24 protein-coding genes are annotated in these 25,942 nt (G+C 64.5%); 7 read left to right on the forward strand and 17 right to left on the reverse strand.

Annotation, left to right across the window (positions count from 1 at the left end; translation table 11 throughout):
* Positions 1 to 14 precede the first annotated feature (14 nt).
* Positions 15 to 1,499, reverse strand: a complete 1,485-nt coding sequence (locus NLM25_RS36765; protein WP_254140157.1) for a carboxylesterase family protein — start codon at positions 1,497 to 1,499, stop codon at positions 15 to 17.
* Positions 1,500 to 1,518: 19 nt separating this feature from the next.
* Complete coding sequence (locus tag NLM25_RS36770) at positions 1,519 to 2,859, reverse strand: MFS transporter (protein ID WP_254140158.1); 1,341 nt, start codon at positions 2,857 to 2,859, stop codon at positions 1,519 to 1,521.
* 207 nt (positions 2,860 to 3,066) lie between these two features.
* Between NLM25_RS36770 and NLM25_RS36775 the strand changes: the two genes are divergently transcribed.
* Positions 3,067 to 3,720 carry a TetR/AcrR family transcriptional regulator gene (locus NLM25_RS36775; protein ID WP_254140159.1) on the forward strand — a complete coding sequence of 218 codons (654 nt, stop codon included), beginning with the start codon at positions 3,067 to 3,069 and terminating at the stop codon, positions 3,718 to 3,720.
* A gap of 6 nt (positions 3,721 to 3,726) precedes the next feature.
* Here NLM25_RS36775 and NLM25_RS36780 read toward each other — a convergent pair whose 3' ends face one another.
* The 6 genes from NLM25_RS36780 to NLM25_RS36805 form a co-directional block, all read right to left on the reverse strand.
* On the reverse strand, positions 3,727 to 4,512 hold the full coding sequence (locus NLM25_RS36780) for an ABC transporter permease (RefSeq protein WP_254122750.1): 786 nt from the start codon (positions 4,510 to 4,512) through the stop codon (positions 3,727 to 3,729).
* Complete coding sequence (locus tag NLM25_RS36785; RefSeq protein ID WP_254141320.1) at positions 4,509 to 5,321, reverse strand: ABC transporter permease; 813 nt, start codon at positions 5,319 to 5,321, stop codon at positions 4,509 to 4,511. Before NLM25_RS36785 ends, NLM25_RS36780 begins: the two co-directional genes overlap by 4 nt.
* Before the next feature lie 72 nt (positions 5,322 to 5,393).
* The gene (locus NLM25_RS36790) at positions 5,394 to 6,440 is read right to left on the reverse strand and encodes an ABC transporter substrate-binding protein (RefSeq protein WP_254122751.1); all 1,047 of its coding nucleotides are present in this window, start codon (positions 6,438 to 6,440) and stop codon (positions 5,394 to 5,396) included.
* A gap of 22 nt (positions 6,441 to 6,462) precedes the next feature.
* A complete protein-coding gene (locus NLM25_RS36795; protein WP_254140160.1) occupies positions 6,463 to 7,770 on the reverse strand; it encodes an FAD-binding oxidoreductase in 1,308 nt (435 codons plus the stop codon).
* A gap of 16 nt (positions 7,771 to 7,786) precedes the next feature.
* Positions 7,787 to 8,503, reverse strand: a complete 717-nt coding sequence (locus NLM25_RS36800) for an HAD family hydrolase (protein WP_254140161.1) — start codon at positions 8,501 to 8,503, stop codon at positions 7,787 to 7,789.
* Positions 8,504 to 8,538: 35 nt separating this feature from the next.
* Positions 8,539 to 9,618, reverse strand: coding sequence for an ABC transporter ATP-binding protein (locus tag NLM25_RS36805; RefSeq protein ID WP_254140162.1), 1,080 nt, complete (start codon positions 9,616 to 9,618; stop codon positions 8,539 to 8,541).
* Positions 9,619 to 9,829: 211 nt separating this feature from the next.
* On the opposite strand from NLM25_RS36805, the gene NLM25_RS36810 reads away from it, so the two are divergent.
* On the forward strand, positions 9,830 to 10,768 hold the full coding sequence (locus tag NLM25_RS36810; RefSeq protein ID WP_254140163.1) for a LysR family transcriptional regulator: 939 nt from the start codon (positions 9,830 to 9,832) through the stop codon (positions 10,766 to 10,768).
* 124 nt (positions 10,769 to 10,892) lie between these two features.
* Here NLM25_RS36810 and uxuA read toward each other — a convergent pair whose 3' ends face one another.
* The 6 genes from uxuA to NLM25_RS36840 all read right to left on the reverse strand — a co-directional run bounded on the left by uxuA (position 10,893) and on the right by NLM25_RS36840 (position 17,110).
* Positions 10,893 to 12,083 (reverse strand): mannonate dehydratase, encoded by a 1,191-nt coding sequence (uxuA, locus tag NLM25_RS36815; RefSeq protein ID WP_254140164.1) that lies wholly within the window; start codon positions 12,081 to 12,083, stop codon positions 10,893 to 10,895.
* A 15-nt stretch (positions 12,084 to 12,098) separates the two neighbouring features.
* Positions 12,099 to 13,148, reverse strand: coding sequence for an L-idonate 5-dehydrogenase (locus tag NLM25_RS36820; RefSeq protein WP_254140165.1), 1,050 nt, complete (start codon positions 13,146 to 13,148; stop codon positions 12,099 to 12,101).
* Positions 13,145 to 14,551: a TRAP transporter large permease gene (locus NLM25_RS36825; RefSeq protein WP_254122762.1), complete on the reverse strand. Its 1,407-nt coding sequence runs from the start codon at positions 14,549 to 14,551 to the stop codon at positions 13,145 to 13,147. Before NLM25_RS36825 ends, NLM25_RS36820 begins: the two co-directional genes overlap by 4 nt.
* A 4-nt stretch (positions 14,552 to 14,555) precedes the next feature.
* The gene (locus NLM25_RS36830) at positions 14,556 to 15,134 is read right to left on the reverse strand and encodes a TRAP transporter small permease (RefSeq protein WP_254140166.1); all 579 of its coding nucleotides are present in this window, start codon (positions 15,132 to 15,134) and stop codon (positions 14,556 to 14,558) included.
* 114 nt (positions 15,135 to 15,248) lie between these two features.
* Complete coding sequence (locus NLM25_RS36835; RefSeq protein ID WP_254141321.1) at positions 15,249 to 16,208, reverse strand: sialic acid TRAP transporter substrate-binding protein SiaP; 960 nt, start codon at positions 16,206 to 16,208, stop codon at positions 15,249 to 15,251.
* 89 nt (positions 16,209 to 16,297) lie between these two features.
* Positions 16,298 to 17,110: a FadR/GntR family transcriptional regulator gene (locus tag NLM25_RS36840; RefSeq protein ID WP_254122766.1), complete on the reverse strand. Its 813-nt coding sequence runs from the start codon at positions 17,108 to 17,110 to the stop codon at positions 16,298 to 16,300.
* 142 nt (positions 17,111 to 17,252) lie between these two features.
* Here NLM25_RS36840 and NLM25_RS36845 point away from each other — a divergent pair, with 142 nt between their 5' ends.
* Together NLM25_RS36845 and NLM25_RS36850 are read left to right on the forward strand one after the other, a co-directional pair.
* On the forward strand, positions 17,253 to 18,722 hold the full coding sequence (locus NLM25_RS36845; RefSeq protein ID WP_254140167.1) for a mannitol dehydrogenase family protein: 1,470 nt from the start codon (positions 17,253 to 17,255) through the stop codon (positions 18,720 to 18,722).
* 98 nt (positions 18,723 to 18,820) lie between these two features.
* Complete coding sequence (locus tag NLM25_RS36850) at positions 18,821 to 19,228, forward strand: nuclear transport factor 2 family protein (RefSeq protein ID WP_254140168.1); 408 nt, start codon at positions 18,821 to 18,823, stop codon at positions 19,226 to 19,228.
* 24 nt (positions 19,229 to 19,252) lie between these two features.
* Here NLM25_RS36850 and NLM25_RS36855 read toward each other — a convergent pair whose 3' ends face one another.
* Positions 19,253 to 20,008, reverse strand: coding sequence for an HAD family hydrolase (locus NLM25_RS36855; protein WP_254141322.1), 756 nt, complete (start codon positions 20,006 to 20,008; stop codon positions 19,253 to 19,255).
* Positions 20,009 to 20,164: 156 nt separating this feature from the next.
* Between NLM25_RS36855 and NLM25_RS36860 the strand changes: the two genes are divergently transcribed.
* A complete protein-coding gene (locus tag NLM25_RS36860; RefSeq protein ID WP_254140169.1) occupies positions 20,165 to 21,013 on the forward strand; it encodes an SDR family oxidoreductase in 849 nt (282 codons plus the stop codon).
* A gap of 189 nt (positions 21,014 to 21,202) precedes the next feature.
* Here the strand turns inward: NLM25_RS36860 and NLM25_RS36865 are convergent, their stop codons facing one another.
* The gene (locus NLM25_RS36865) at positions 21,203 to 22,090 is read right to left on the reverse strand and encodes a dienelactone hydrolase family protein (protein WP_254140170.1); all 888 of its coding nucleotides are present in this window, start codon (positions 22,088 to 22,090) and stop codon (positions 21,203 to 21,205) included.
* Positions 22,091 to 22,742: 652 nt separating this feature from the next.
* Here NLM25_RS36865 and NLM25_RS36870 point away from each other — a divergent pair.
* Complete coding sequence (locus tag NLM25_RS36870; RefSeq protein ID WP_254140171.1) at positions 22,743 to 23,321, forward strand: MarR family winged helix-turn-helix transcriptional regulator; 579 nt, start codon at positions 22,743 to 22,745, stop codon at positions 23,319 to 23,321.
* Positions 23,322 to 23,335: 14 nt separating this feature from the next.
* On the opposite strand, the gene NLM25_RS36875 is transcribed toward NLM25_RS36870, so the two are convergent.
* A complete protein-coding gene (locus tag NLM25_RS36875) occupies positions 23,336 to 24,280 on the reverse strand; it encodes a hypothetical protein (RefSeq protein ID WP_254140172.1) in 945 nt (314 codons plus the stop codon).
* An 816-nt stretch (positions 24,281 to 25,096) separates the two neighbouring features.
* On the opposite strand from NLM25_RS36875, the gene NLM25_RS36880 reads away from it, so the two are divergent.
* Positions 25,097 to 25,873 carry a response regulator transcription factor gene (locus NLM25_RS36880; RefSeq protein ID WP_254122777.1) on the forward strand — a complete coding sequence of 259 codons (777 nt, stop codon included), beginning with the start codon at positions 25,097 to 25,099 and terminating at the stop codon, positions 25,871 to 25,873.
* Positions 25,874 to 25,942: the final 69 nt, after the last annotated feature.

The following is a 25,942-nucleotide window of genomic DNA, read 5'->3' on the forward strand; positions in this document are numbered from 1 at the left end:
CTTTGCTTTTCTTGTCAGGCCACCGCTACGGAACGGGACTGTTCTGTCAGTTCCGCCCACACGCGAAAGCGCGCGCCTTCATTGTGAGGCACAATATGGAACGGCTGGCCGAAGATTGCGAGCGGCTCCTTGGCCGACTCGAACCGCGGCCAGGCTTCCGCGACGTCGGGCGTACCGGTCGTGACGAAGCGCAGCACACCCGCCTGAAACCGCGCCGCCACGTCGATGTCGGCGGGCGTCATCGGTCCGCCCTTACGCTTGAGGATCGGACGGTCGATGAAATCAGGCAGGTGCGCCCACAGGCACGCGTTGTCCGCGCCATGGGTCGGTCCCTGCGACAGGAACGGCTCCAGCGCCGGACGATGGTCGAACCGGCTCAGCCACGCCGCGCCGCCCGCCGCAGCATGCAGCCGCGCGAGATCGGCCATCGGGCGATGCCAGAACGCATCCGAGAGCAGCGCCTCGTACGGATCCTCGTCGAGACGCGCGGTGGCACGGTAGTAGGACAGCAGGCGGCACCAGCCGACATCGCCAAACGCCGCGCGCACCTGCCGCTCGGTGGTGCGGATCATCGCGGCCGGTGGCGTGCTCTTCAGGAACATCACCATCTCGTCGCGGCAGGAGCCGAGCCAGAGCGGAATGTCGCGCAAGGTCCCGTCGGCAAAGACATCGCGCGGCTCGCGCGGGATCACCGTGCCGTCGAGCACGGGACCGAACACGGTACCCTGCTCCGTCTCGTCCGCGAGCCTGCGGCCGACGCGCTCTATCCCGGCGAAGAGTTTTGGCAGCGGCATGGACGCAATCGCGGCTGGATCGCGCGCCAGATCGAGCTCGTCGAGCACGCGGCGCGCGACGTCGTCGGCATGATCGGCGCTCATGATGTTGCGCCCGGGCGCACTGAGCGCGAGGGCGCGGATGAACTTGCCTCGAGCTTGCGGCAGGGTGGCAAGCGCAATCACGATCGAAGCACCGGCGGACTGACCGGACAACGTGATCGCATCCGGATCGCCGCCGAAATTGGCGATGTTGGCGCGCACCCAGTCGAGCGCGGCAAGCGCGTCCAACATGGCGAGGTTGTTGGCCTCCTCAAAGCCGTGGCGATGCAGTTGCAGGAAGCCGAGCGGCCCGAGCCTGTAGTTGATGGTGACGATCACGGCCGGACCGTGCGCGGCGAGGAAGGAGCCGTCGTAATCGGCGCCGCCGCCGGTGACGAAGGCGCCGCCATGGATGAAGAACTTAACCGGCAGCGGGCGATCGGCCGCTGCCGGCGACCAGATGTTCAGGCTAAGACAGGTCGCCTCGTCCGCATCGAGATGGCCGGGCTGCGGCGCGAACGCGCCGTAGTCCGTGCATTGCCGCGGCTCCGTCCACGCGCGGGGCGGCACCGGCTTGGCAAAGCGCCGCGCAGTTGCGAACGGCACGCCCTTGAACGCAAGTACTCCGTTCTGCTCGGCGCCGAGAACCGGCCCGCTCGTGGTCGGAACTGGATTCGTCAACATGCGATCGTCACCTCTGCTTTCAACCACGCTGCCTGCCGAGGTCGGCAATGTCGACCTTGTGCGTCTCGCGCGCGGTCGCCGCCGCCGCTGCCGAGATCACGCAGCAGCAGGCAACGAAGGTCGCAACGGGAACCCAGCCGTTCGGTCCCTCGCCGACCAGGCTTGCGCTCACCAGCGGCGTGAAGCCGGCGGCGAGGAAGCCGAGCTGCGTGCCGATCGCGGTGCCGGAATAGCGCACGCGCGCCTCGAACATCTCGGCATAGAAGGACGGCCAGATCGCGTTCGGCGCGGCATAGATGACGCCCGAGAGGATCATCGCCGCTGCGAAGATCGCCAGCGTATTCCCCGACGTCACCAGCATGAAGTACGGGAACACCAGCACGGCGCAGCCGAGCACACCGCCGATGAACACCGGCTTGCGGCCGATCTTGTCGGCCAGCAGGGCCCACAGCGGCTGGGTGATCAGCGCGGTGACATTGCCCAGCACGCCGGCCCACAGCATGGTCGGACGCGCCACGCCGAACTTGCTGGTGGCATAGCCGAGCGCGAACACGGCGGTCATGGTGCTCACGGTCGCGATCAGCGCGCAGACGATGACGCGCAGCACGTCTGGCCAGTAATCGCGCAGCAGTGCGACGACCGGGAAGCGCGCCACCTGCGCCTTGTCCTTGATGTCCTCGAACACGGGCGTTTCCGGCATGGTCCGCCGCACCAGATAGGCGACGACCAGAACGACGAACGACAGCAGGAATGGAACGCGCCAGCCCCAGCTCAGCAATTGGTCCTCAGGCAGGCTCGACACCGGAATGAACACCAGCGTTGCGAGGATCGCACCGGCCTGGGTGCCGCTCAAGGTCCAGCTCGTGAAGAAGGCACGGTTGGAATTGGCGGAATGCTCCAGCGTCAGCGAGTTCGCCCCGCTCTGCTCGCCGGCGGCCGAGAGGCCCTGCAACAGGCGCAGCAGCGTCAGGATGACAGGCGCGGCATTGCCGATCGCCTTGGCGTCCGGCAGCAGGCCGATGGCGAGCGTCGAGCCGCCCATCAGCACCAGCGTGAACAGCAGCACCGTCTTGCGGCCGATGCGGTCGCCGAAATGGCCGAGAATGACGGCGCCGACCGGGCGCGCGATATAGCCGATGCCGAAGGAGAGCAACGCGAGCAGCGTCGCGGTCGAGGGATCGACATTGGCGAAGAACACTTTTGGAAAGATCAGCGCCGCCGCGGTGCCATAGATGAAGAAGTCGTAGTATTCGAGCATGCTGCCGACGAAGCTGACCAGCGCTGCGCGCTTGGGAAGCTTGTTCGGTGTAGCTTCTGCGCCGGACGACGCCTGCAGCGGTGCGGTTGACGTCAACGTCATTGAATTGTCCTCCCCATGTGTCCGTTGCGGCTCGCGTCGGGCGGTCGCCCCGCGAGCATTTTCTGGTTCTTGTTGCCGCAACCTTGGTTTGGATCCATAATGTACGAACTAGTACGTTTACGCAATACGCTTTGGATCGATGCCTGAACAGGCGAAATTTGCCTTCACCTTCAAGGCGATCCATGGAAACTGGCGGGAGAAACAGCAATGCTCGAGCGCATGCCGCCCCCATCGAAGCGCACCAACGATCCCGAGCGCACCAAGCGCGACATCCTCGAAGTGGCGATGGCCGAATTCGCCTCGGAGGGCTATTCCGGCGCCCGCGTCGATGCGATCGCGGCACGGACGCGCACGTCGAAGCGGATGATCTACTACTATTTCGGCGGCAAGGAGCAGCTCTACCTCGCGGTGCTGGAGGAAGCCTATCGCAGCATCCGCGCGCTGGAGGACCAGCTCGACATCGAAAGCTGCGACGCCCGCGAGGGATTGCGCCGGCTGATCGAGGCGACCTTCGACCACGACGAGCGCAACCCGAATTTCATCCGCCTCGTCAGCATCGAGAACATCCACCACGGCAAGCACCTGAAGCAGAATTTGCAGCTGCGCCAGCTCAACGCCAGCGTGATCGCGACACTCGACGGCATCCTGAAGCGCGGCCGCGACGAGGGTGCCTTCCGCGACGACGTCGACGCCATCGACCTGCACCTCGCCATCTCCTCCTACTGCTTCTTCCGCGTCGCCAACCGCCATACGTTCGGCGCCCTGTTCGACCGCGACCTCAGCGAGCCCAGGGTGCTGGCGAAGAGCCGGACGCAGATCGTGGAGATGATTTTGGCATGGCTGGGGGCGAAGGAGGCTTAGCAGCCCTCACCCACTCCGCTTCTGCCGCGCGCTCGCGAGCAGCACCAGCATGAACGACGCCGCCGTCATCAGCGTCGAGATCGCGGCGATGGTCGGATCGATCTCGTCGCGGAGCGCGGTGAACATGCGCTTGGTCAGGGGCTGATACTGGCCGCCGGAGATGAATAGCGCGACGATGGTCTCGTCCATCGCCGAGATGAAAGCGAAGATGCCGCCCGCGACCACGCTGGACTTGATCTGCGGCAGCGTCACCGCGAAGAAGCTGCGCAGGCGGTTCATGCCGAGGCTACGGGCCACCATCTCCTGCGCCGGGTCGAAGCTTTGCAAGCCCGCCAGCACCGAGATGACGACGTAGGGCAAGCCGAGCATCACGTTTGCCAGCACGAGGCCGGGCATGGTCGCGACCAGGCCGACTTTTGCATAGACGAAGAAGATGCCGACCGCAGTGATGATGATCGGCACCACCAGCGGCAGGAGCAGTGCCATATGGATGACGCGCATGATGCGCAGCTTCGACTGGCTGATCGCATAGGCGGCGGCGACCCCGCACGGCGTTGCGATCAAGACGGTCAGGAACGCGACCGTCAGCGTCACCCGCGTCGCCTGCATCCAGGCCGGGTTGGCGAAATATTGCTGGTACCAGCGCAGCGAGAACGACGGCGGCGGGAACGTCAGAAAGCGTGCGCTGGAGAACGAGATCGGCGCGATGATCAGGACGGGAAGGATCAGATAGACCAGCACCAGTGCGCTGATCACATAGAGGAAGATCCGTGCGGGCGAGGCGCGCATCATTTCTGCCCCAGCACGCGATCGAGCGAAATGAAGCGGCTGACGGCGAAGAAGATCAGGAGCACGCTGGCGAACAGCACGACCGCGACGGCGCTCGCAGCGCCAAACTGGTTGTAGAGTTCGACATTGCGGCTGACCAGCATCGACACCATCACCGTGCGGCCGCCACCGAGCAGCTCCGGCGTGATGTAGAAGCCGAGGCAGAGCACGAACACCATGGTGCAGCCGGCGAGCACGCCCGGCAACGACAGCGGCAGGAAGACGCGGAAGAATGTCAGCGACGGGCTTGCGCCCAGGCTCGCGCCGGCCTGCATCAAATCGCCGGGGATCTTCTGCATGGTGGCATAGAGCGGCAGCACCATGAACGGCAGCAGGATATGCACGGTCGCAACCACCGTGCCGAAGGTGTTGTGGACCAGCGCGAGCGGCTCGGAGATCACGTCGAGATAGCGCAAGAACTGATTGATCACGCCGGTGCGCTGGAGCAGCGCCAGCCAGGCGTAGGCGCGCACCAGCACGCTGGTCCAGAACGGCAGCACCACCAGCGACAGGATGAGGATGCTCCACCCCTTCGGCACCGCATTGGCGAGGTAGGCCACGGGATAGCCGAGCAGCAGCGCGATCAATGTGACCGCGAGGCTGATCTCGAAGGTCAGCGCAAAGCTGCGCCAGTAGATCTCTTCGGTGAAGACGCGGCGATAGTTCTCCAGCGTGAAACCGTCATGATAGATCGACTGCCAGGCGAGCCAGCCGACCGGCAGCACGATCAGAGCCAAGATCACGAGCAGCGCCGGCGACACCAATGCCAGCATCAGGCCGTGCTCGCGGCGCTGATGCTTTTGCGATGGATCGGGCACGGATGTCGTCAACGCTGCCTCGCTCGCTTACTTCTGCATGAACGACGCCCAACGCTTCTCGGCGGCTTCGCCCGCGGGCGAGGACCACCAGGCGTAGGACATCAGCGCCTGCTTGGCCGCATTGGCCGGCTCGCTCGGCAATTGCGCGGCGCGCTCGGGCTTGATCACGCCGGTCTCGAACGCCTTGGGGTTACCCGGGCCGTAATCGATGTTGAGCGGCAGATTGGCCTGGTGCACGGGATCGACGGCCTCGTTGAGGAATTTCACCGCGGTGGCGAGATTCGGCGCGCCCTTGAGGATGCAGAGCGAGGTGCTCTGCAAAATGCCTTGGTTGTAGGTGAAGGCGACCTTGGCGCCTTCCTTGGCGACGGCGCTGACGCGGCCGTTCCAGGCCATCTCCATGTCGACCTCACCGTCATTGAGCAGCTGCGCCGACTGCGCGCCCGAGGTCCACCACACCGTGATATGCGGCTTGATCTCCTCCAGCTTCTTGAAGGCGCGGTCGACGTCGAGCGGATAGAGCTTGTCGGGCGCGACGCCGTCGGCCATCAGTGCCGCCTCGAGCGTGGCGAACGGGTGGTTGCGCAGGGCGCGGCGGCCGGGGAATTTCTTGACGTCCCAGAAATCGGCCCAGCTGTTCGGCGCGTCCTTCGGGAAGGTCTTCTGGCTGTAGGACAGCACGCTGGAATAGAATTCATAGGATACCGAATAGGGACTGCGATAGGCCTCCGGCATAGCCGCGCCGTTCGGAATCTTCGAGAAGTCGAGCTTCTCGATCAGCCCCTGCTCGCCGCCACGCAGGCAGTTGCCGGTCGGGGTGTCGACGACATCCCAGATCGGCTTGCCGCTGCCGACCTGCGTCTTGATCGCGGGCCAGGCGTCGGGGATCGAATCCTGGTTGATGGTGATGCCGAGCTTTTTCGCGGAAGGATCGAGGATCGCCACCGTCTGCGCCTGCTGATAGGCGCCACCTTGCGAGACGAAGGTGATCTGCTCGGCGGCATCAGCCGCACTGGTCAATCCGATCGCACCCAGCAGCGCGCAGCTCAATCCAAACTTCTGCTTCATCGTCATCCTCACCTCCTCCAAATCAATCTTATTGACCGATCGCATCGAGAAACTGGTACCAGCCGGCGACCATGCGCACGGCGGGCTCGCGCAGCGGATAGAACGGGATCGTCTTCATGCGCTTGATATCGAGCAGACCGACATCGGGCGACTCGCCACGCACGAAGGCGGCGAGATAGCGGCCCATCAGGCCCGACATCGCGACACCGGCGCCGTTGTAGCCCATCGAGACCAGCGTGCGGTCGTCGAGCCGGCCGATATGCGGCACCGAGTCCAGCGTCATCGCCACGAGGCCCGACCATTTATATGCGAGCGGAACGTCGGCCAGATCGGGGAAGATGCCGACCATCGCCTTGCGCAGCGCGTCGAAGGCGGCTTGCGAGTCCTGCTTGCCGAAGGCGCCGCGCCCGCCAAAGATGACGCGATTGTCGACCATGCGGAACCAGCGCATCATGCGCTTGGTCTCGGTGTAGGTGCGCCCCGTCGGCATCAGCTTTCCAGCGAGATTGCGCGGCAGCTGCTCGGTGGCAACCATGGCGCTGCGGAACGGGATCAGCGTCCGCTGCATGTGCGCGGTCGCATCGGTCAGGTCGGAATAGCTGTTGGTGGCGATGATCGCCTGTTTCGCGCGCACCGCACCTTGCGGCGTTTCGGCGACGATACCGTCGTTATCGCGCCGCAGCCTCACCACCGGCGATTCCTGGAAGATCGGAACACCGCGGCTCGCGACGCCATTTGCAAGGCCGCGCAGATAATTCAGAGGATGGATCCCGCCCGAGCCGGGATTGAGCACGCCGCCGACAAAGATGTCGGAACCGGTCTCCTCGCGCACGCCGTCTCTGTCGAGGATGCGGACCTCGGCAGAGCCCATCTCGCGCGTCATCCAGTTGGCTTCGTCGATCGCGGCCTTCAGCGTCGTCTCGTTATGCGCGGCCTTGACCTGGCCCGTGCGGGTCAGGTTCGCGCTGGTGATGCCGAACTCGGACACCAGCTCCTCGACCATGTCGGTCGATTCATGCGCGATCTCGTACATGCGCTTCGCCATGGCGCGGCCGTGGGCGGCGTCGACCTCGCGGAACGACAGGCGAAACTTGGCGGTGATCACACCGCCATTGCGCCCGCTCGCACCCCAGCCCGGGCGGTTCGCTTCCAGCACGACCGGCGACAATCCGCTCTTGGCGATGTGATGCGCGGCGGAGAGGCCTGTGTAGCCCGCCCCGATGATCACCACATCCGCCTGATGTTCGCCCGACAGCACGGGAAACGCACGCGCCGGCTCCGCTGTGGCTTCCCACAGCGAGTTGGCCGATGGCAGCGCGTTCCAGTCCCGTGTCATGCTCGCGCTCACGGATTTAAGTCGCCGGCCCGATTGCCGCGTCGGCCAGCGCCTTCAGCGTCGGGAAATGGAAGTCCGGCTTGGTCAGCGTCTCCACCGCCGGCGTGCCGCCAAAACCGGCGATGCCCTGGCGGCGCTCGATCCAGCACACCTTGTAACCGAGTTGTCGCGCGATCCCGATGTCGTGGTACTGGCTCTGCGCAACGTGCAGGATGTCGGACTGCTTGTAGCCGAAGGCGGACTGGCGCCCCTTGTTGTAGGCGAAGAACTCCGGGTTCGGCTTGGCAACGCCGGTGTCGTCGGCGCAGACGGTGTCGTCGAAGGGATTGCCGAGCGCGTGCGCGTAGCAGGAGAGCGCGACGCGGTCCGCATTGGTCATCGCCACCAGGCGGAACTTCGTACGCAGCCGCTTGAGCGCCTCGACCGAATCCGCGAACGGCCCCCAGCGCAGCACGGCGAGCTGGAACACGTCGCAGGATGCATCGTCAGCCGGCAGCCCGAGTTCCTTGGCGAGGTAGCGATAGACGTGGAACATCACCTCGCTGGAGCGCTCATAGTGCTTGTCGCGGCCGCGCTTGTAGGATTCGAAGATCACGTCGTCGCTGAGCTCGGCCGGTGTCTTGCCCGAGATCCGGCGCACCGCGGAGAGCACGCCGGTCTCGAAATCGATCAAGGTGCCGACGACGTCGAAGGTGAGAACCTTGAAATTGCTGAACGAGGCTGCTGACGACATTTTTGGCTTCTTCTCTCGGTTGAACAAGGCTGGCTTCAGTCCACCCTGGGCACGACGATGGTGTCCTCGGGGTGGAGGGTGACGGTGAGACTGCCGCCGAGCGGCGGGATCCGGCTGTAGGCCTGGTGATAGCTCGGCTGGCGCAGGCTGAGCGCGATGCCATCAGTGAGCGCCAGGAAGATGCGCAGGCTCTCGCCCTGGTAGACGATATCGGTGACCGTCCCGGTCAGGCGATTGCAGGCGGCATCCTGCGCGCCGTCGTCGATCAGCAGCTTTTCGCTGTGCACGGCGAGCATCAGGGCGTCACCGGAGGGAATGGCGCGGGCGCTGCGCAGCAGCGCATTGCCGAGCGCGACGCTGGAGGCATCGACGCGGCGGACGGGCAACATCGTGGCTTCACCGATGAAGCTCGCGACAAAAGAATCGGCGGGATGATCGTGCAACCGCTCGGGCTGGTCGATCTGGATCAGCCGGCCGTCCTTCATCACGGCGACGCGGTCGCTCATGGTCAGCGCCTCGCGCTGGTCATGGGTAACGTAGATGATGGTGGCGCCGATGCGCCGGTGCAGCGCGCGCAGCTCGATCTGCATGGATTCGCGGAGCTGCTTGTCGAGCGCGGAAAGCGGCTCGTCCATCAGGATCAGGCGCGGCTCGAAGATCATGGCGCGCGCGAGCGCCACGCGCTGGCGCTGGCCGCCGGAGAGCTGCGCGATGCCGCGCCCCTCATAACCGGCTAGCCCGACCATCGCGAGCGCCGCCCGCACCTTGTCCGGCCAGTTCGCTTTCGGCAGGCGGCGCGCACGCAGGGGAAAGGCGACGTTCTCGCCGACGCTCATATGCGGGAACAGCGCGTAGTTCTGGAACACAACGCCAATGTCGCGCTTGTGCGGCGGCATCCAGGTGACGTCGCGTCCGCCGAACAGGATCGTTCCGCTCGAGGGCAGGATGAAGCCCCCCAGGATGCCGAGCAGCGTGGTCTTGCCGGAGCCGGAGGGACCGAGCAGCGAGACGAACTCGCCGGCGCCGACATTGAGGGAAACGTCGTCGAGGGCGCGAACGGCGCCGTACGCCTTGCTCGCGGACCTGATCTCGACGCTTTCCGCTCGTTTGTCCAACGATCGACCTCGCCATGTCCCTATGCTGGCGTGCCTCACTGCGCGCCATAAGCCTGCTTTATAGACAGGGATTTTGAGCACTCACAGGCGAAGCGTGCGTCGCACCAAATCTTCTCTCGTGAGCCCTGTGTTTAGGCTGTCATGCCAATGACACCAGACTTGGCAAAATCCGGCAATTGCCAAATTCTCACCCAGCTCATAACATGGCGTTATGCCCGAGCTGCGCCGGATGCTGCCCTCCAGTAACGCCCTGTTCGTCTTCGACGCAGCGGCGCGCAATGGCAGCTTCACCGCGGCAGCGGCGGAACTGAACGTCACGCAGCCCGCGGTGAGCCGGATGCTCGGACAGTTCGAGGAGCATCTCGGCGTTCGCCTGTTCGACCGCAAGGCGGGCCGCGCGGTCCTCACCGAGGAAGGCGAGTTGCTTTATCGGCGCGTGCTCGAGGGCTTTCGCAGCATCGAGACCGGGCTCGTCGAGATCGAGCGGCGCCGCAAAGGCACCGAGACGGTGACGCTCTCGGTCTCCTCCGCCTTCACCACGCATTGGCTGATGCCGCGCATCGACAAGCTGCAAAAGCAATTTCCCGAGGTCGATCTGCGCTTCCAGCTCATCTCCGGCGCGTTGCGCGGGCCGGTGGAGAATGTCGATCTCGGCATGCGCTTTCGCGACCGCGACGAGCCGTCATCCGGCGGCACGCTGGTGATGAAGGAAGTGATGCTGCCGATGTGCAGCCCCGGCTATCTCGGCGAGACCGATCCCACCGAAGGCAACACCATCATTCGCCTCGCCGAGACGCCGGGCGACTGGGCCGCGGATTACGCCTCGCTGCTCACCGGCCGCCGCGGTGCGGCCAAGGCGCTGAGCTTCACCGACTATGCCGTCGTGATGCAGGCCGCCCTGCTCGGCCAGGGCATCGCGCTCGGCTGGCTGACGGTGGCCTCGCACTGGTTATTGACCGGCGCGCTGGTGCCGGCCTCCGACCGGCTGACCACCACGCGGCGCATCTGCGAATTCCTGCCGCCGCGCAACCGGCCGATGCGCCCCATCGCCGCCGAAATCCGCGACTGGATCATCGCGCAGATGAAAAGCGAGATCGCCGCGATCGACCGGCTCTATCCGAAGCTCGGCGCGATGGCGGCGTGTTATTGAGCGGGGAGGCTCTTCTCCCTCCCCGTCATTGCGAGCGTAGCGAAGCAATCCAGAATCCCTCCGTGGAAAGACCCTGGATTGCTTCGCTACGCTCGCAATGACGGCATGGATGGAGCTTCGGCTCCTACCGATGCTCGATCGCCCTGATCGCGCCGCGGAGTTCGGCGAGGCCGCGCAGGCGGCCGATGGCGGTGTAGCCGGGATTGGTGCGCTTGGTGGCGGCGAGATCGTCCAGCATGCGATGGCCGTGATCGGGACGGAACACGATTCGCTTGTCGGGCGCGCGCCGCGCGTTCTCTTTCAAAAGCGCCTTCAGCACCGCGACCATGTCGACGTCGCCGTCGAGATGATCGGACTCGTAGAAGGACAGGCCGTCGGCCTCGCGCTTGGTCGCGCGCAGATGCGCAAAGGCGATGCGCGGGCCGAAGCGTTCGGCCATCGCCGGCAGATTGTTCTCCGCGCGCACGCCGAGCGAGCCCGTGCATAGACAGATGCCGTTGGCCTTCGACGGCACGGCATCGAACAGCGCCTGATAGTCGTCGGCGGACGAGGCAATGCGCGGCAGGCCGAACAGCGGCCGCGGCGGATCGTCCGGATGCAGCGTCAGCGAAACCCCGAGTTGCTCGGCAACCGGCGCGACGCGGCCCAGGAACTCGGCGAGATGCTGCCGCAGGATCTTCGGCGTGATGTCGCGATAGGTCTCCAGCCGGTTGCGGAATTGCGGGATCGTCATCGGCTCGGTGGTCGAACCGGGCAACGCGCTCGCGATGACCATGACGAGGTAGTCGATATCGGCCTGGCTCATCTGGTCGAACAGCGCTTTCGCGCGGGCCTGCTGCTCGGGCGAATACTCCTGCACGGCGGCGGGACGCTTCAGGATATGCAGCTCGAACGCGGCAAAGCGGTCCTGGTCGAAGCGCATGGCGCGGGCGCCGTTCGGCAACTCCCACTCCAGATCGGTGCGGCACCAGTCGACCACCGGCATGAAATTGTAGCAGATGATCTTGATGCCGGCGGCCGCCACCGCTTCCAGGCTCGCAATCCAGGCCTCGATGGACTTTGTGGCCTTGCCGCCGAGACGCTTGACGTCGTCGGGGATCGGAATCGATTCCACCACCGACCAGGTCAGCTGCGAGCGGCCGGGCTGGCCGCGCTCGATGAAATTCTTGCGCTCCTCGACCGCCTTGCGCGTCCAGGCTTCCCCGATCGGCACCTGATGCAGCGCCGAGACGATATCGGTCGCCCCGGCCTGCCTGACATCATCGAGCGAGACCGGATCATCTGGCCCGTACCAGCGCCATCCCTCTAGCATCATGGGAGTTCCCTCCAATCAATTCGCGGTCAGCACGACCTTGACGCTCTGCGAGCGGTCGAGCGCTAGCCGCAGTGCGTCCGGCGCGGTCGACAGCGGCTGCTCGGCGGTGACCAGCGACAGCACGTCGACGCTGCCGGCGCCGATCAGCTCCACAGCCGTCAGGAACTCGAGCCCGAAGCGGAACGAGCCGCGCAGGTCGATCTCCTTTGCCATCACTGCATTCGACGGCGTCGGGATCTGGCCGCCCGGCAGATTGCCGATCTGCACCACCACACCGCCGCGCCTGACGATGCCGATCGCGCTCGCAAGCCCCGCGGCCGTGCCCGAGACCTCGAACGCGACGTCGTAGGGACGCGACGCCGCCTGCGCCTTCAGGCCATCCTCACCGCCCGCAACATTCTCGACATGCGACGCGCCGAGCCGGGTCGCGAAGGCCAGCGGTGCCGGGGCGATGTCGGCGACCGTGATGTCGGCCATGCCGGCGCGATGCGCGGCGAGCATGGTCAGAAGCCCGATCGGACCGGCGCCGAAGATGATGCCGCGCTTGCCCTCGATGTTGCCGGCGCGCGCGACCGCGTGCAGGCAGACCGCGAGCGGCTCGGCAAGGGCCGCGGCCTGATAGGACACGTGATCGGGAATCTTCACGCACTGCGCCGGGATCGCGTCGAAATAATTGGCGAAACCGCCCTGCATGTGCGGCGTCTTCGAGGCCGAGCCCATGAAGTAGATGTTCTCGCAGAGGTTCGGCCGGCCCTCGCGGCAGGCGACGCAATGGCCGCACCAGCGCGACGGATTGACGGCGACACGGTCGCCGACCTTGAGGTTCGCCGCGGAGCCGGAAATCTCCACGACCTCGCCCGAGATCTCATGGCCGAGCACGAGCGGCGACTTCACCACGAAATCTCCGGTGCGGGCATGACGGAAATAGTGCATGTCCGAGCCGCAGATGCCGCCGGCACCGAAGCGGATGCGCACCATGCCGTCCGCGAGCTTGTCGAGCGGATGCTCGATCATGCGCAGATCTTCGGGGCCAAACAGGGTTGCGGCGAGAGCGGTAGAGGTCATTTGGAAAGTCCCATGTATTTTGGCAGCCAGAGGGTCAGTTCGGGAATGTAGGTGATCGCGATCAGCGCGAGCATCAGCGGCACCAGCCAGGGCAGGATCGCAACCGTCGTGCGCTCGACCGAGAGCTTTGCCACGCGGGCGAGCACGAACAGCACCATGCCGAGCGGCGGATGCAGCAGGCCGATCATCAGGTTCAACGTCATGATCAGACCGAAATGGATCGGATCGATGCCGAGCTTGAGCACGATCGGCAGCAGGATCGGCACCAGAATGGTGATCGCCGCCGTGGTGTCGATGAAGCAGCCGACGAACAGGATCAGGACGTTGGCGAGCGCCAGAAACACCCATTTGTTGTGGGTGATACTGAGCATCCAGTCCGAGAGCATCTGGGCTGCCTGCGATACCGTCAGCAGCCAGGCGAAGATCGAGGCCGCCGTGACGATGAACAGCACCGAGGCCGTGGTCTCGATGGTGTCGAAGGTCGCCTTCGCGACCGTCTTCAGCGTCATGGTGCGGTAGCGCACGAGACCGAGGAACAGCGACCAGATCACCGCGGCAACCGCGGCTTCGGTCGGCGTGAACCAGCCGAGCGTCATGCCACCGATCAGGATCACCGGCGCCATCAGCGCCATCACCGCCGAGAAGTCGAAATACCAGTCGATCGCGAGCAGCGTGCCGAGACCGATGACCACAGCCATGTTGACCGACATGCCGGCAAGCACCATCAGCCAGATCGAAAGCGGGAACGCCAGCACGATGAGGATCTCGAGGCCGGCCGAGCCGAGCTGCGGCCAGGAGAACGGTGTATCGCTGCCCCATTTGTTCTTGTGCGCAAAGTAGGTGACGGTGGCCATCATGAACAACGTCAGGACGATGCCGGGAATGACGCCGCCCAGGAACAGTGCGCCGATCGAGACGTTGGCCATCATGCCATAGATCACGAAGGGCAGCGACGGCGGGATGATCGGCCCGAGCGTCGCCGACGCCGCGGTGACTCCGACCGAGAACTCGGTGGAGTAGCCGTGGTCCTTCATCGCCTTGATCTCGATGGTGCCGAGCCCGGCGGCGTCCGCGATCGCGGTGCCGGACATACCGGAGAAGATCACCGAGCCGATGATGTTGACGTGGCCGAGGCCGCCGCGCATCCAGCCGACCAGCGCGACCGCGAACTTGTAGATGCGGCCGGTGACGCCGGCGATGTTCATGAGATTGCCGGCCAGGATGAAGAACGGCACGGCGAGCAACGGAAAGCTCTCGACGCCCGCGATCATGCGCTGCGCCAGCGTGACGTCGGGCGTCACGCCGCTGACCAGGATGTAGAGCAGCGACGACGCAGCCATGGCAATCGCCACGGGAACGCCGAGCAGCATCAGAATGAGAAAGCCTCCAAGCAACAGCAGCATGATGTTATCCTTCCGATCCGTCGTAGGCGCCGGGGCGTTCGAGGACCGAGTAGCCTTGCCGCCAGTTCTGCACCGCGACCTGCACCGAGCGTGCGAACATCAGCACGAAGCCGAGCAGCACGGCGTAATAGACGTAGTCCTTGGGAAGATTGATCGTGGTCATGGACTCATCGCCGATGATCTGGATGTAGACCCAGACCAGCTTGATGGCGTAGCCGAAGAAGGCGATCCGGATCAGGTCGATCGCCGTCGACAGCGCGCGCCCCACGGGTTGCGGCAGATAGCGGTAGATGAGGTCGACCTGGATATGCCGCGACAGCCGTACGCACATCGATGAGCCGATGAAGACCACGCCGATCAGGCAGTAGGTCGCGATCTCCTCGGTCCAGGCATAGCTGTCGTTGAGCACGTAGCGGGTGAAGAACTGGAGGAAGACGGCGAGCGCCATCACCCAGAAGATCGCCAGCGCCACCCAGTCCTCGAAAGCGTAGACGCCGAGATCGACCTTCGGCGTCGCCTCCTCCTCGAAGGTATGGGCGATTTCATCCCCGGTGATCTGCCGGTGCACTTCGGCGGTGGACATGGGTTACTCCTCAAACTGGCTCCGTCGTTCCGGGATGGTGCCTTAGCACCAGACCCGGAACCTCGAGATCCCGGGCTCGGTCCTACGGACCGCCCCGGGATGACGACTACGTCGTCACTTCACTGCCTGGATGCGTTCCCAGTCGGCCTTGCGATAGCCGAACGTCTCGAACGCGACGTTCTTCAGCACGGTGTCGCGGAACTCGTTCTTGTCGACCTCGGTCACGGTCAGGCCCTTCTCCTTGAAGAAGGACACCAGCTTGGCTTCGTTCTGCTTGATCTCGCCGGTCGCCTTGGCAGCGGCCTCCTGTGCGACGTCGGTGAAGATCTTCTTGTCCTCGTCGCTGAGCTTCTTCCAGAGCGCGCCCGCCACCACGGTGTTGAGATGGTCGACGATATGACCGGTCAGCACGATGTGCTTCTGCACCTCGTAGAACTTCTTGGCTTCGATCGTCGTCAGCGGATTCTCCTGCGCCTCGACGGTGCCGTTCTGGAGCGCGAGATAGACTTCGGCGAACGCGATCGGCGCGGTGTTGGCGCCGCAGGCACGCGGCATCGCAAGGTAAGCCGGAACGTCGGGCACGCGCATCTTCAGACCCTTGAGGTCGGCGCAGGTCTTGATCGGCTTGTTCGACGAGGTCTGGCGCACGCCGTAATAGGTCACCGCGACGATGTGGTGGCCGCTCTTGTCCTCATAGCCCTTGGCGAGTTCCTTGAAGATATCGCTCTTGGTGTAGGCGAGGAGATGATCGGCATCGCGGAACGTATAGGGATAATAGGTCACGCCGATCGGCGGAAAGCTCTTGGCCGCGAAGCTCGAGCCGGAGATGATGATGTCGACAGAGCCGAGCGAAAGGCCCTGGTTGATGTCGGCCTCCTTGCCGAGCTGCGAGGCCGGATAGACGTCGACCGAATAGCGCCCGTTGGTGCGCTTGCCGATCTCCTGCGCGGCCCAGACCGACGCGGTGTGGAACGGCTCCGACGTCTCGTAGACATGGGCCCATTTGAGCTTGGTCTGCGCCATGCCGGGATTGGTCGCCGCGAACATTGCCGCGACCGACGTCGCGAGCACCATCGTCATCTTCTTCAACACTGACTTATCCTCCACTGACTAAAGTCTGCTTCTTGTTCACCCGTCCCGAAGTGGATACGGGCCGCTCAATCTCATCGCCGCCGTGCGCCGCTGCTCGCAGCCCGCTTCTTCGGTGCAGGTTTCGGTTTTGACGGCTTGGCCGGCGATCGCTCCGTGCGGCTGCGCCCGGAAGACGATCCCGCCGCGTTCTCGGCACCGAAGTTCTGTGCAAAGCGCTCCTGGGAACGCGCCAGATGAGTGCGCATGGCCTCGCGCGCGGCGTCCGGATCGCGCGCCGCAATCGCATCACGCACGGCGCGATGCTCGTCGAGCGCCGTGCGCCAGGTGCCCGGGCTCTCGAAATAATGCGCAAGCTGCGCGAAATAGGGATTGAGACGCTGGTCGAACAGCTCACCGACCACGCGCACCAGAACGGCATTGCCGAGACTTCCGGCGATCGCGACATGGAAGGCGCGGTCGTGCACCATCGAGGCTTCGCCGGGATGCTCGACATTCTCCATCGCGACAAGGGAGGCATCGATGCGCGCGACGTCGTCCTTCGTCGCCACACGCGCGGCCTGCTCGGCGATGGCGCTTTCGAGGAATTCGCGGGCGCGCAGCAGCTCGAACGGACCTTCGATGCCGGAGGCCGGAAGCGCGGGCGCGGCATCCGCGGGCTCGGTCACGTAGATGCCGGAACCGACCCGGATGCGGACGCGACCCTCCACCTCGAGCGCAATCAGGGCTTCGCGCACCGTCGGGCGCGAGATCTTGAGCTGCTCGGCGAGCTCACGCTCGGTCGGCAAGCGGCTGCCGACCGCGTACTCGCCGCTGTCGATCAGGCTTCGCAATTGATCGGCGACCTGGCGATAAAGCCGTCTCGCCTCCACAGCTTCCAGCGGCACGCTGGTCCTCCCCGAAAGGGTCTCGCAGGGGAGGCACCCCCGGCGGCCCGCCAATTTTGGAAAATTGGTCTTACCAATTGACCGAAGCATTGACCGAGGACAGGCGCCATGTCAAGCAGCAGCAAAGCAAGGGGAGACGTCCATGCGCCTTGGCCGCGCCAATCTCGACCGGTTGCCGCCGGCTATCCGTCGCCCGGCCTATGACCGGTCGCGCGTTACGCCCGGTATCGTGCATCTCGGCCTCGGCGCGTTTCATCGCGCCCATCAGGCGGTCGTCATCGACGACTGCCTCGCCACCGGCGCCGCGTCATGGGGCATCGTCGGCGCGAGCCTGCGCAGCCCGGATACGCGCAACGCCCTCTCTCCACAGGATCATCTCTATACGGTCGCCGTACGTGCCGCGGAAGGCACCGAGCACCGCGTGATCGGCGCGCTGCTCGACAGCGTCGTCGCGCGCGAGAATCCGGCAGCGCTGGTCGAGCGGATGGCCGATCCGTCCATCCGCATCGTCTCGCTGACGGTCACCGAGAAGGGCTATTGCCACACGCCGCAGACCGGCGACCTCGACGAGCGGCATGCCGATGTCGTGCACGATCTCAACAATCTCGACGCGCCGCGCTCGGCGCCGGGCTTCATCGTGGCCGCGCTGGCGCGCCGGCGCGCACAGGGACTTCCGCCCTTCACCGTGCTGTGCTGCGACAACCTCGCCGCCAACGGCCACACGGTGCAGCGGATCGTGGCGCAGTTCGCTGCGCTTCGGTCCAGGGATCTCGGCAAGTGGATTGCCGAGACGGCCGCCTTCCCCTCGACCATGGTCGACCGCATCGTGCCGGAGACGACGGACGCGGACCGCGATGCGGTCTCGACCGCTCTCGGCCTGCGCGACGCCTGGCCGGTCATGACCGAACCCTTCACGCAATGGGTGGTCGAGGACCGGTTTACGGCAGGCCGGCCCGATCTCGCCGCCGCGGGCGTCGAGCTCGTCACCGACGTCAAGCCGTTCGAGCTGATGAAGCTGCGGCTGCTCAACGCCAGCCATTCCGCGCTGGCCTATCTCGGCTATCTCTCAGGCTACGAGACCATCGCCGGCACCATGCAGGATCCGCATTTCGCCCGTCTCGCCGCGCAGGTGATGGAAGAGGCCGCGGTGACGCTGACGATGCCTGCTGGCACTGATCTTTCCGCCTACCGTGCTTCGCTGCTCAAGCGCTTCGCCAATCCGGCGTTGCATCACCGCACCTGGCAGATCGCGATGGACGGGTCGCAAAAGCTGCCGCAGCGCCTGCTCGGCGCGATGCAGGATCGCCTCGCCAAGAACCTGCCGATCGCGACGCATGCGCTCGCCGTGGCCGGCTGGATGCGCTACGTCACCGCGCTCGACGAGCAGGGCCGCGCGATCGACGTGCGCGATCCGCTCGCCGCCGAGTTCGCCGCGCTGGCGCGCGAGGCCGGTCCCGTCGCCGAGAAGCTCGCGCCCAAATTGCTTGGCGTGGAAAAAGTGTTCGGTCCATTCGGCGCCGATCCGCGCCTGCGCGAGGCCGTGACCTCCGCACTCGGCCGTCTTTATAAGGACGGCGCGCGGCGGGCCGTGGAGACGCACGTCTCGGCGTGATCACAAAGCAGGCAATGCTGCACTGCGGTCAAAGTCGAACGCAAAATCGATCGGAAGTCGCGCTTGATTTTTGCCTGTCATTGGCTCACCCGAGAGCGATGGCAAAGGACAACAAGGTCATCGCCGCGAACGCGGCCTTCTACGCCGCCTTTTCAACGGGCGACTTCAACGAAATGGAGCGGATGTGGGCGGATGACGACGCCATTTCCTGCATCCATCCCGGCTGGCCGGCCATCATCGGCCGCGCCACCGTGATCGGCAGCTGGCGCGACATCCTGCAAAATCCGGAGCGGCCACAGATCGCTTGCGCCGAACCGCAGGCCATCGTCGACGGCGACAGCGCCCGCGTGCTCTGCATCGAGATCGTCGACGGCACCGCTTTGGCCGCAGCCAACCATTTTCGGCGCGTTGGCGACGGCTGGCGCCTGGTGCATCACCAGTCGAGCCCGATCGCGCAGATTGTCGAGCAGGCTGAAGACGATAGCCCGAGCCACCGGGTCCACTGACCGCGGCGGGCCGGCCGGCGCTTTCTACTGTGCATGGGGTTGTTTTTCAGTTTTTTGTTTTGAGCCCCCGAGTTCCGACAGATCATCCAGCACGAACCGTGCATCGCTGAAATCATCGTCCCGGAAGAACATGCTGCGCGTGATGAGCACCGGAATGTTCGCCCGCGAGGCCGCGATCAGGCCATTGGCGGAATCCTCGATCGCGACGCAGTCTGAAGCCTCCAGCTTCAGCCGCGCCAGGGTTTCGAGATAGACATCCGGCGCGGGTTTCTTGTGCCGGACGTCGTCGCCGGCGACGACCGCATCGAAATCCGCGGCCCAGCGGCTCCCCAGCGCTTGCGATAGCAGCGCATCGATATTGCCGTGCGAGGTGGTGGTCGCGATCGCAAGCCGCTGGCCGCGCGCCTTGGCCGCAGCGAGCAGATCCGCCACGCCCGGCCGCAGCGGACAGCAGCCGGTCTCGATCAACTCGGCGTAATGCAAGGTCTTGACGCGATGGAGCTCTGCGATGCTCGCATCCGACAATGGCGAGGCGATCCACAGCCTTTCATGATAGGCGCGGACGCGCTCCTTGCCACCCGTCACCCGCAGCAGATTCTTGTAGACGGCGCGGTCCCAATGCCAGTCGAGACCGTGGCGGGCGAAAGCGTGGTTGAAGGCCCGCCGATGCAGTTCCTCGGTTTCGGCCAGCGTACCGTCGACATCGAAGATCAACGCGGCGGCACGCTGGATCAGTTCGACAGCATCGCCGGGCGCTAAAGCTGGCGCTTCTGCCTGCATGAAGGATGCCCCTCCTGACGCTCCTGTCATAGGCGAGCATCGCCTGCATTGGTGGGCGAGTAAAATTGCAATATCTTTTGCCGGACCCAAAAATCTCTTATGAGCAAAGGGCGCGCAGCTAGCGCGACCGGGAACTCCGACCAGCACGGCAGGCGCATGCGGCTCTTCATCCTTGGCCTCGGCTACAGTGCCCGGCACTTCGTCCGCCAATTCGGCGGCAGCTTCTCGCATATCGCCGGCACCGTGCGCGATCCCGGAACGCGGGATGACCTTGCCGGCATCGAACTCCATGCCTTTTCCGGAAGCAGTCCAGCACGCGAGACGGTCGAACGTATCGGCGAGGCCGATGTCCTTCTCATCTCGATCCCGCCTGGCAGCACCGGCGACCCTGCCATCGCGGCCTTCGGCGACATGCTGGCGACGGGCCGCCGCAAGGTGGTCTATCTCTCCACCATCGGCGTGTACGGCGATCACGCGGGCGGATGGGTCGACGAGAGCACGCCACCGCAGGCCACACTCGACCGCACGCGTATGCGGGTCGTCGCCGAGCAGGCCTGGACCGACACGACGCGCGGCGATGCCGCGATCCTGCGGCTTGCCGGCATCTACGGCCCCGGGCGCAACGCGCTGGTGACGCTGCGGGCGGGGACCGGCCGGCGCATCATCAAGCCCGGGCAGGTCTTCAACCGCATCCATGTCGACGATATCGCAAGCGCGATCATGGCCGCGGTGAAACACCGTGGCGGCGGCACCTGGAACGTCTGTGACGACGAGCCGACGCCGCCGCAGGACGTGATCGCCTATGCCGCGAAACTGATGGGTGTTGTACCGCCGGCCGAAGAGCCGTTCGAGACTGCGGAGATGTCGGCGATGGCGCGCAGCTTCTACGCCAGCAGCGCCCGCGTCGCCAACGCGAAACTGAAGCGCGAGCTCGGTGTCACGCTTGCCCATCCGACCTACCGGCACGGCCTGGACGCGCTGTGGCGGGCCGGCGAAGGACGATAGGCGATCCTGACGGCGTCGCGCCGACGGTCGATTGCGGCGGCGCCTGCTCGTTCGCGACGATCGGCGACGACATCCGCTTCGGGCAGATGCCGCTCAACGCAGGACATCGTCTATGGCGCGATGACGAAGTGAGACCGCAACTTGATACAAGGAGGGCGGCCATTAAGGCCGCCCTCTTGAGATTCGGCGTCAGCTCAACACGCCATATTTCTTGAACCAGGCCTGGGCCTGCTTCCAGGCATCTTCCGCCGCATCCTTGCGGTAGCTGCCGCGGTAGTCGGCATGGAAGCCGTGCGGCGCCTCCGGATAGATCTTGAATTCGGCCGTCTTCTTGTTCTGCTCGAGCGCGGCCTTGAGCTGCTCGACCTGAGCGACGGGAATGCCGGTATCGGCGCCGCCATAGAGGCCGAGCACCGGCGCCTTCATCTCGGGCGCGAGCTGCATCGGGCTCTTCGGCCACAGCGGATTGGCGGGATCGACCACCGTGCCGTAGAACGCAACGCCCGCCTTGAGGGTGCCGCCGTGGGCGGCATATTCCCACACGGTGCGCCCGCCCCGGCAGAAGCCGACGATGCCGAGCTTGGCGGTGTCGCCGCCTTGCGATCCTGCCCATGCCACTGTCGTGTCGAGATCGGACAGCAGCTCCGCGTCCGGTTTCGAATTGACGATCGGCAGCAGATCCTTGATGTCCGCGACCTTGGTGAGGTCAGTGCCCTTGCGGAAGTAATAATCGGGCGCGACCGCGAACGCGCCAAGCTTGGCCAGACGCCGCGTCACGTCCTTGATGTATTCGTGCAGGCCGAAAATCTCCATCGCCACGATGATCACCGGCGCCCTGGTGTTGCCGGCCGGACGGGCGAAATAGGCGGGCATCTCCTCGGAGCCGACCTTGATCCTGGCATCGCCAGCCTGGAGGCCGCTGGTGTCGGTCGCGATCACCTCGGCGCGGACCGGCCCGGCCGCAAGCGTGTAGCCGGCAGCGACCGCCGCCGTCGCGCTCATGAATCCGCGACGCGAGACCGGCGCGACTTTCGTCAGCCCGACGACGTCGGATGTCATGGTGGTTTCGAAGCTCATCGGTCTATCCTTCCTGATTCCTGGCCCTGATCGTTCGGGCGGCGCATTCGCCGATAGTTGCCGGCGAAACGCAAATCACCAGCCTGCGAGCGCGCCGCCCTTCTGGCTTGTCTCTACGATCCAAAGGCCGTTGCCGACCAGCAATGGCGAAGGCCCGCGTTGGAAACACATGAAGCGAATTCGGCGCGTAGGCCGAACGTATTTCGGATTTAACCGTCTGGCTGCATTGCAGCGCAACATCCATTAACTGCGAATGGTGGTTCTCTCACCACCGTTTTCGCTGCCACGAGTTGCAGACGCTCCGGCGGTGCCCGCGATTCGAAACGTCCTGTGGCAACAAATGGGCTCCGCAGTGGCCGTGGCGACACATCATGTTGCTCACACGCGGCACGAGACCGGAATCCTGCGGGAAAAACTCGGTCATTTGACTGAAATTTTCCGAAGAGTTGAGCCGTACGATTTACTCGAACTTTCTGTGTGACGCTCTAGTTCCACGTTCGAAACCTCCATCTCCAGAACGGAGAAGCGTCTACCAAGCGCGGTTCGTCGTCCTCTTCGAGCGAAGGATCGCTCGACAAGATTCATTCTCGCCCTCCCAGATTGCGCGACCAAAGACGCAATTGAATAAAGCTTTATCCGATCCGGACTTGAAATGATTTTAGCTCGTGAAGCGATTGAGTTGTTGGGGCAGATGGCCCGCATCCTGTGGTTCGAAGGCACCAAGCATGGCTTGCGCGACCGCGAATGGATGGCCCTGCGCTTTCTCTCCCGCGCCAACCGTTTCTCGCGGACGCCCTCGGCGCTCGCGAGCTATGTCGGCACCACGCGCGGCACCGCCTCTTTCATCATCGGCGAGCTCGAGCGGCTCGGATATCTGGAGCGAAAGCGCTCGGCCACGGACAAGCGATCGGTGACGCTGAGCGTGACACAGCAGGGCAAGAAGTTCCTGGTGCGCGACCCCATCAGCGTTCTCCTCGAGCCGATCGCCGTCCTCGACGACGAAACCAAGATCCGCTTTCGCGACACGCTCCGGCATGTGCTCGATCAGGCAGACGCGGCCGAGCAGCGGCACCATACCGACGTTTGCAAACGATGCATCTTCCTGCGCGAGGATCGCGCCGGCACGGACGGCAAGGCGGCCGCCGAGTTCAGCTGCCGCCTGTTTCGCGCACCGATCGCGGAGGCGGAAATCGATCTGCTATGCACCAGCTTCGAGCATCACCGCCAATAGAAGACGGCCTTCGATCACGGCGTTGCCTTGCGTGACGAGTAGATGACACCGCCGCTGGACTCCACCACCAGACGGCCGTTCTCGTTCCTGATTTCCTCGATGCGGCCAAGGCCGGGCACCTGCTGTCCCAGCACGGCCTCGATGACGCCGTTCGGACTTTGCAGGATCGCAATCCCCTCATAGGCCTGACGGACGGACCAGCCCTTGATCGCCTTGCGCGGCGCGGACGGGGCCACCGAGCCGGTGATCTCGGGCGCAGCAACCGAGGCCATCATCGGCATCGTCTGCGACGGCGGTTGCACAGCAACGGTCGTCGGCGCCTGGGCTTGGACCTGGGCCTGGGCTTGAGCCTGCGCAAGCTTGTCGAGCTTCACCGTCGAGGATGAGCTCACACGCTCGATACGATCCAGGTTCTCGCCGAACCTGCCGAAGCGGTCATTGGTCGCCTTGCTCGACTGATCGACCGCGGTGCGCAGGCCGTCGAGATTTTCGGACACGCCCGAGACCTGCTTGCGCAGCTGCGCGACAGTCTCGCGCAGATTCCTGATCTCCGTATTGGCGGCAACGTTGCTCTGGGCGGGCTGCGTGGTGAGATAAGCAATCACGCCGGTGCAGGCGCAGACCACCAGGATCGCGGCGACCGCCAGGGTTGCGAGCGGCACAACCCATGTCGGACGCGGCGGCGGCGGCTTGGCGACGATTACCGCCGGCTTGATTACAACTGGTGCAGGCTTCGGTATCGCCATCTTGTCGAGGCGCGCCTTGGCGCGAATACGCTTCAGCCCCTCGAGCGCCTCTTTCGCCAGAGTTTCGTCGTTCGCCGCAGCCGCCACACGCTTTGCATTTGCAGCGGGCTTGGCCGTCTGTGTCGTGTTTGCATCGCGCGCTTCCGGAGCCGGCTTCGCCGCCGCGGAAACATCAGCGGTCGCGTTGGGGCGAGCTTGTCCATCGGACAACATGTGAAAATGCTCCGTTCGGTTCGATCTATCGAACGGTGAAGTTATTTGCCGAAGCTTGCCTGAAACGTGCGCAACGAAAACTTTTCATCGCGCGCGATGCGACGTCACATGAGTCAAAAGCGTCATGCACGTGGCGAGAGTGCGACTCGAAAGACACACACTCGCCAAGATTTCGCCAAGCTGGAGTCGCCTCGCCGTACATGAGTCGAATTGTCGCATGTGGAAACATGAGCGGGAGAGTCAATCCGGGGTTGAAAACCCCTCCATGCGCGTGACCCGCAGCACCCGATAAAACAGCTGTGATTGTACGGGGATGCGGAACCTTAGAAACGCTACGGTGCAAAACTAGTTCGGATATCAAATCAACTGATGCGGTCAGATATACAAAGAAACAACCCGAAACAAATCATTAGCATCAAGCACGTGTAGCAATCGCTTTGTTCCGCGCGCTTGATCGGAAATCGGCAATTGTTACGGTCCTACCAAGTGATTCTCGCCAGTTGGCGAGGAGATCGACACAGTTCAGTGGCGTTCGGACCTGATAGGCAACTTGGCGCAACTGTTCTAGGTCGCTGTCTCAATCCGCTCCGCGGGGTGATCCGTAAGACACCCGCCGGGCCTCACGCAGTAAGCGTTCAGTATCGAGTCGAAGTAGCAGGCCTGCACACGCAGGCACTGAATGCGTAGGGCTGCCCGCGAATATCGAAACCATAACAACGGTTCGCGGGAAGGAATGTCGTCAAACAGCATCATTGCCGAGCCGGGCATCACAACAACCAACCGGCCGCAACAAGTGCGAAACAGGGGCGAAAGACTATGTATATCATCGTTGATGATCGCGAGAGCGTCACGAACAGCTACGTCGGAGGGCTCGTTCGCGAAGGTGTATCGTCGATCGGCTTCTCCTCCGGAGAATTCTGGGACTGGCTGCAATCTGCGAGTGAATCGGATCTGGCTGCGGTCGACGCCTTCCTCCTCGGGGATTGCGACGCCCGTGGAAGCCTGCCGCGGGCGATGCGCAAGCGCTCCTCGGCTCCCATCATCGCCATGAGCGGCCAGAAGATGCTCAAGAACACGCTTGAGCTGTTCGAATCGGGCGTCGACGACGTCGTTCATGTGCCGATTCACCTGCGCGAGATCCTCGCCCGAACGGCCGCAATCGCGCGCCGCCGGGTGGGCGAGCTGCCGAGGCCCTGCGAGACCAGGATCCAGGTCTTCTTCAACGGACGTGACCCCGAGATCGCGGGCCACGCCCTCACCCTGCCCCGCCGCGAGCTGCGCATTCTCGAATATATGGTCAGCAACCACGGCAAGTGGATCACCAAGACGCAGATCTTCAACGCGGTCTACGGCATCTTCGAGTCGACCTTCGACGAGAGCGTGATCGAGAGCCACGTCAGCAAGCTGCGCAAGAAACTCCGCGACCGCCTCGGCTTCGACGCGATCGTGGCCCGGCGCTACGTCGGATACCGCCTCGACATTCCGGCCGGCGAGACGACCGCCATCGACGTGCCGATGCAGGAACTGGACGAGGTCGGCATCCTCCTGAACAGGGCACATGCCGCCCCGGCGGCGTACCCGGCCGGAAACTGACGCGGCAGGGCAACGCCACGAAACCGACAACGGCCTCTGCGGAGTACCCTTCGCAGAGGCCGTTGCACT

Source organism: Bradyrhizobium sp. CCGB01 (assembly GCF_024199795.1).
GTDB lineage: Bacteria > Pseudomonadota > Alphaproteobacteria > Rhizobiales > Xanthobacteraceae > Bradyrhizobium.

Coding starts and splice junctions, on each gene's coding strand:
- NLM25_RS36765 (WP_254140157.1), bottom strand. CDS start 1,499: ATGTTGACGAATCCAGTTCCGACCACGAGCGGGCCGGTTCTCGGCGCC.
- NLM25_RS36770 (WP_254140158.1), bottom strand. CDS start 2,859: ATGACGTTGACGTCAACCGCACCGCTGCAGGCGTCGTCCGGCGCAGAA.
- NLM25_RS36775 (WP_254140159.1), top strand. CDS start 3,067: ATGCTCGAGCGCATGCCGCCCCCATCGAAGCGCACCAACGATCCCGAG.
- NLM25_RS36780 (WP_254122750.1), bottom strand. CDS start 4,512: ATGATGCGCGCCTCGCCCGCACGGATCTTCCTCTATGTGATCAGCGCA.
- NLM25_RS36785 (WP_254141320.1), bottom strand. CDS start 5,321: ATGCTGGCATTGGTGTCGCCGGCGCTGCTCGTGATCTTGGCTCTGATC.
- NLM25_RS36790 (WP_254122751.1), bottom strand. CDS start 6,440: ATGACGATGAAGCAGAAGTTTGGATTGAGCTGCGCGCTGCTGGGTGCG.
- NLM25_RS36795 (WP_254140160.1), bottom strand. CDS start 7,770: ATGACACGGGACTGGAACGCGCTGCCATCGGCCAACTCGCTGTGGGAA.
- NLM25_RS36800 (WP_254140161.1), bottom strand. CDS start 8,503: ATGTCGTCAGCAGCCTCGTTCAGCAATTTCAAGGTTCTCACCTTCGAC.
- NLM25_RS36810 (WP_254140163.1), top strand. CDS start 9,830: ATGCCCGAGCTGCGCCGGATGCTGCCCTCCAGTAACGCCCTGTTCGTC.
- uxuA (WP_254140164.1), bottom strand. CDS start 12,083: ATGATGCTAGAGGGATGGCGCTGGTACGGGCCAGATGATCCGGTCTCG.
- NLM25_RS36820 (WP_254140165.1), bottom strand. CDS start 13,148: ATGACCTCTACCGCTCTCGCCGCAACCCTGTTTGGCCCCGAAGATCTG.
- NLM25_RS36825 (WP_254122762.1), bottom strand. CDS start 14,551: ATGCTGCTGTTGCTTGGAGGCTTTCTCATTCTGATGCTGCTCGGCGTT.
- NLM25_RS36830 (WP_254140166.1), bottom strand. CDS start 15,134: ATGTCCACCGCCGAAGTGCACCGGCAGATCACCGGGGATGAAATCGCC.
- NLM25_RS36835 (WP_254141321.1), bottom strand. CDS start 16,208: ATGGTGCTCGCGACGTCGGTCGCGGCAATGTTCGCGGCGACCAATCCC.
- NLM25_RS36845 (WP_254140167.1), top strand. CDS start 17,253: ATGCGCCTTGGCCGCGCCAATCTCGACCGGTTGCCGCCGGCTATCCGT.
- NLM25_RS36850 (WP_254140168.1), top strand. CDS start 18,821: ATGGCAAAGGACAACAAGGTCATCGCCGCGAACGCGGCCTTCTACGCC.
- NLM25_RS36855 (WP_254141322.1), bottom strand. CDS start 20,008: ATGCAGGCAGAAGCGCCAGCTTTAGCGCCCGGCGATGCTGTCGAACTG.
- NLM25_RS36860 (WP_254140169.1), top strand. CDS start 20,165: ATGCGGCTCTTCATCCTTGGCCTCGGCTACAGTGCCCGGCACTTCGTC.
- NLM25_RS36865 (WP_254140170.1), bottom strand. CDS start 22,090: ATGAGCTTCGAAACCACCATGACATCCGACGTCGTCGGGCTGACGAAA.
- NLM25_RS36870 (WP_254140171.1), top strand. CDS start 22,743: ATGATTTTAGCTCGTGAAGCGATTGAGTTGTTGGGGCAGATGGCCCGC.
- NLM25_RS36875 (WP_254140172.1), bottom strand. CDS start 24,280: ATGTTGTCCGATGGACAAGCTCGCCCCAACGCGACCGCTGATGTTTCC.
- NLM25_RS36880 (WP_254122777.1), top strand. CDS start 25,097: ATGTATATCATCGTTGATGATCGCGAGAGCGTCACGAACAGCTACGTC.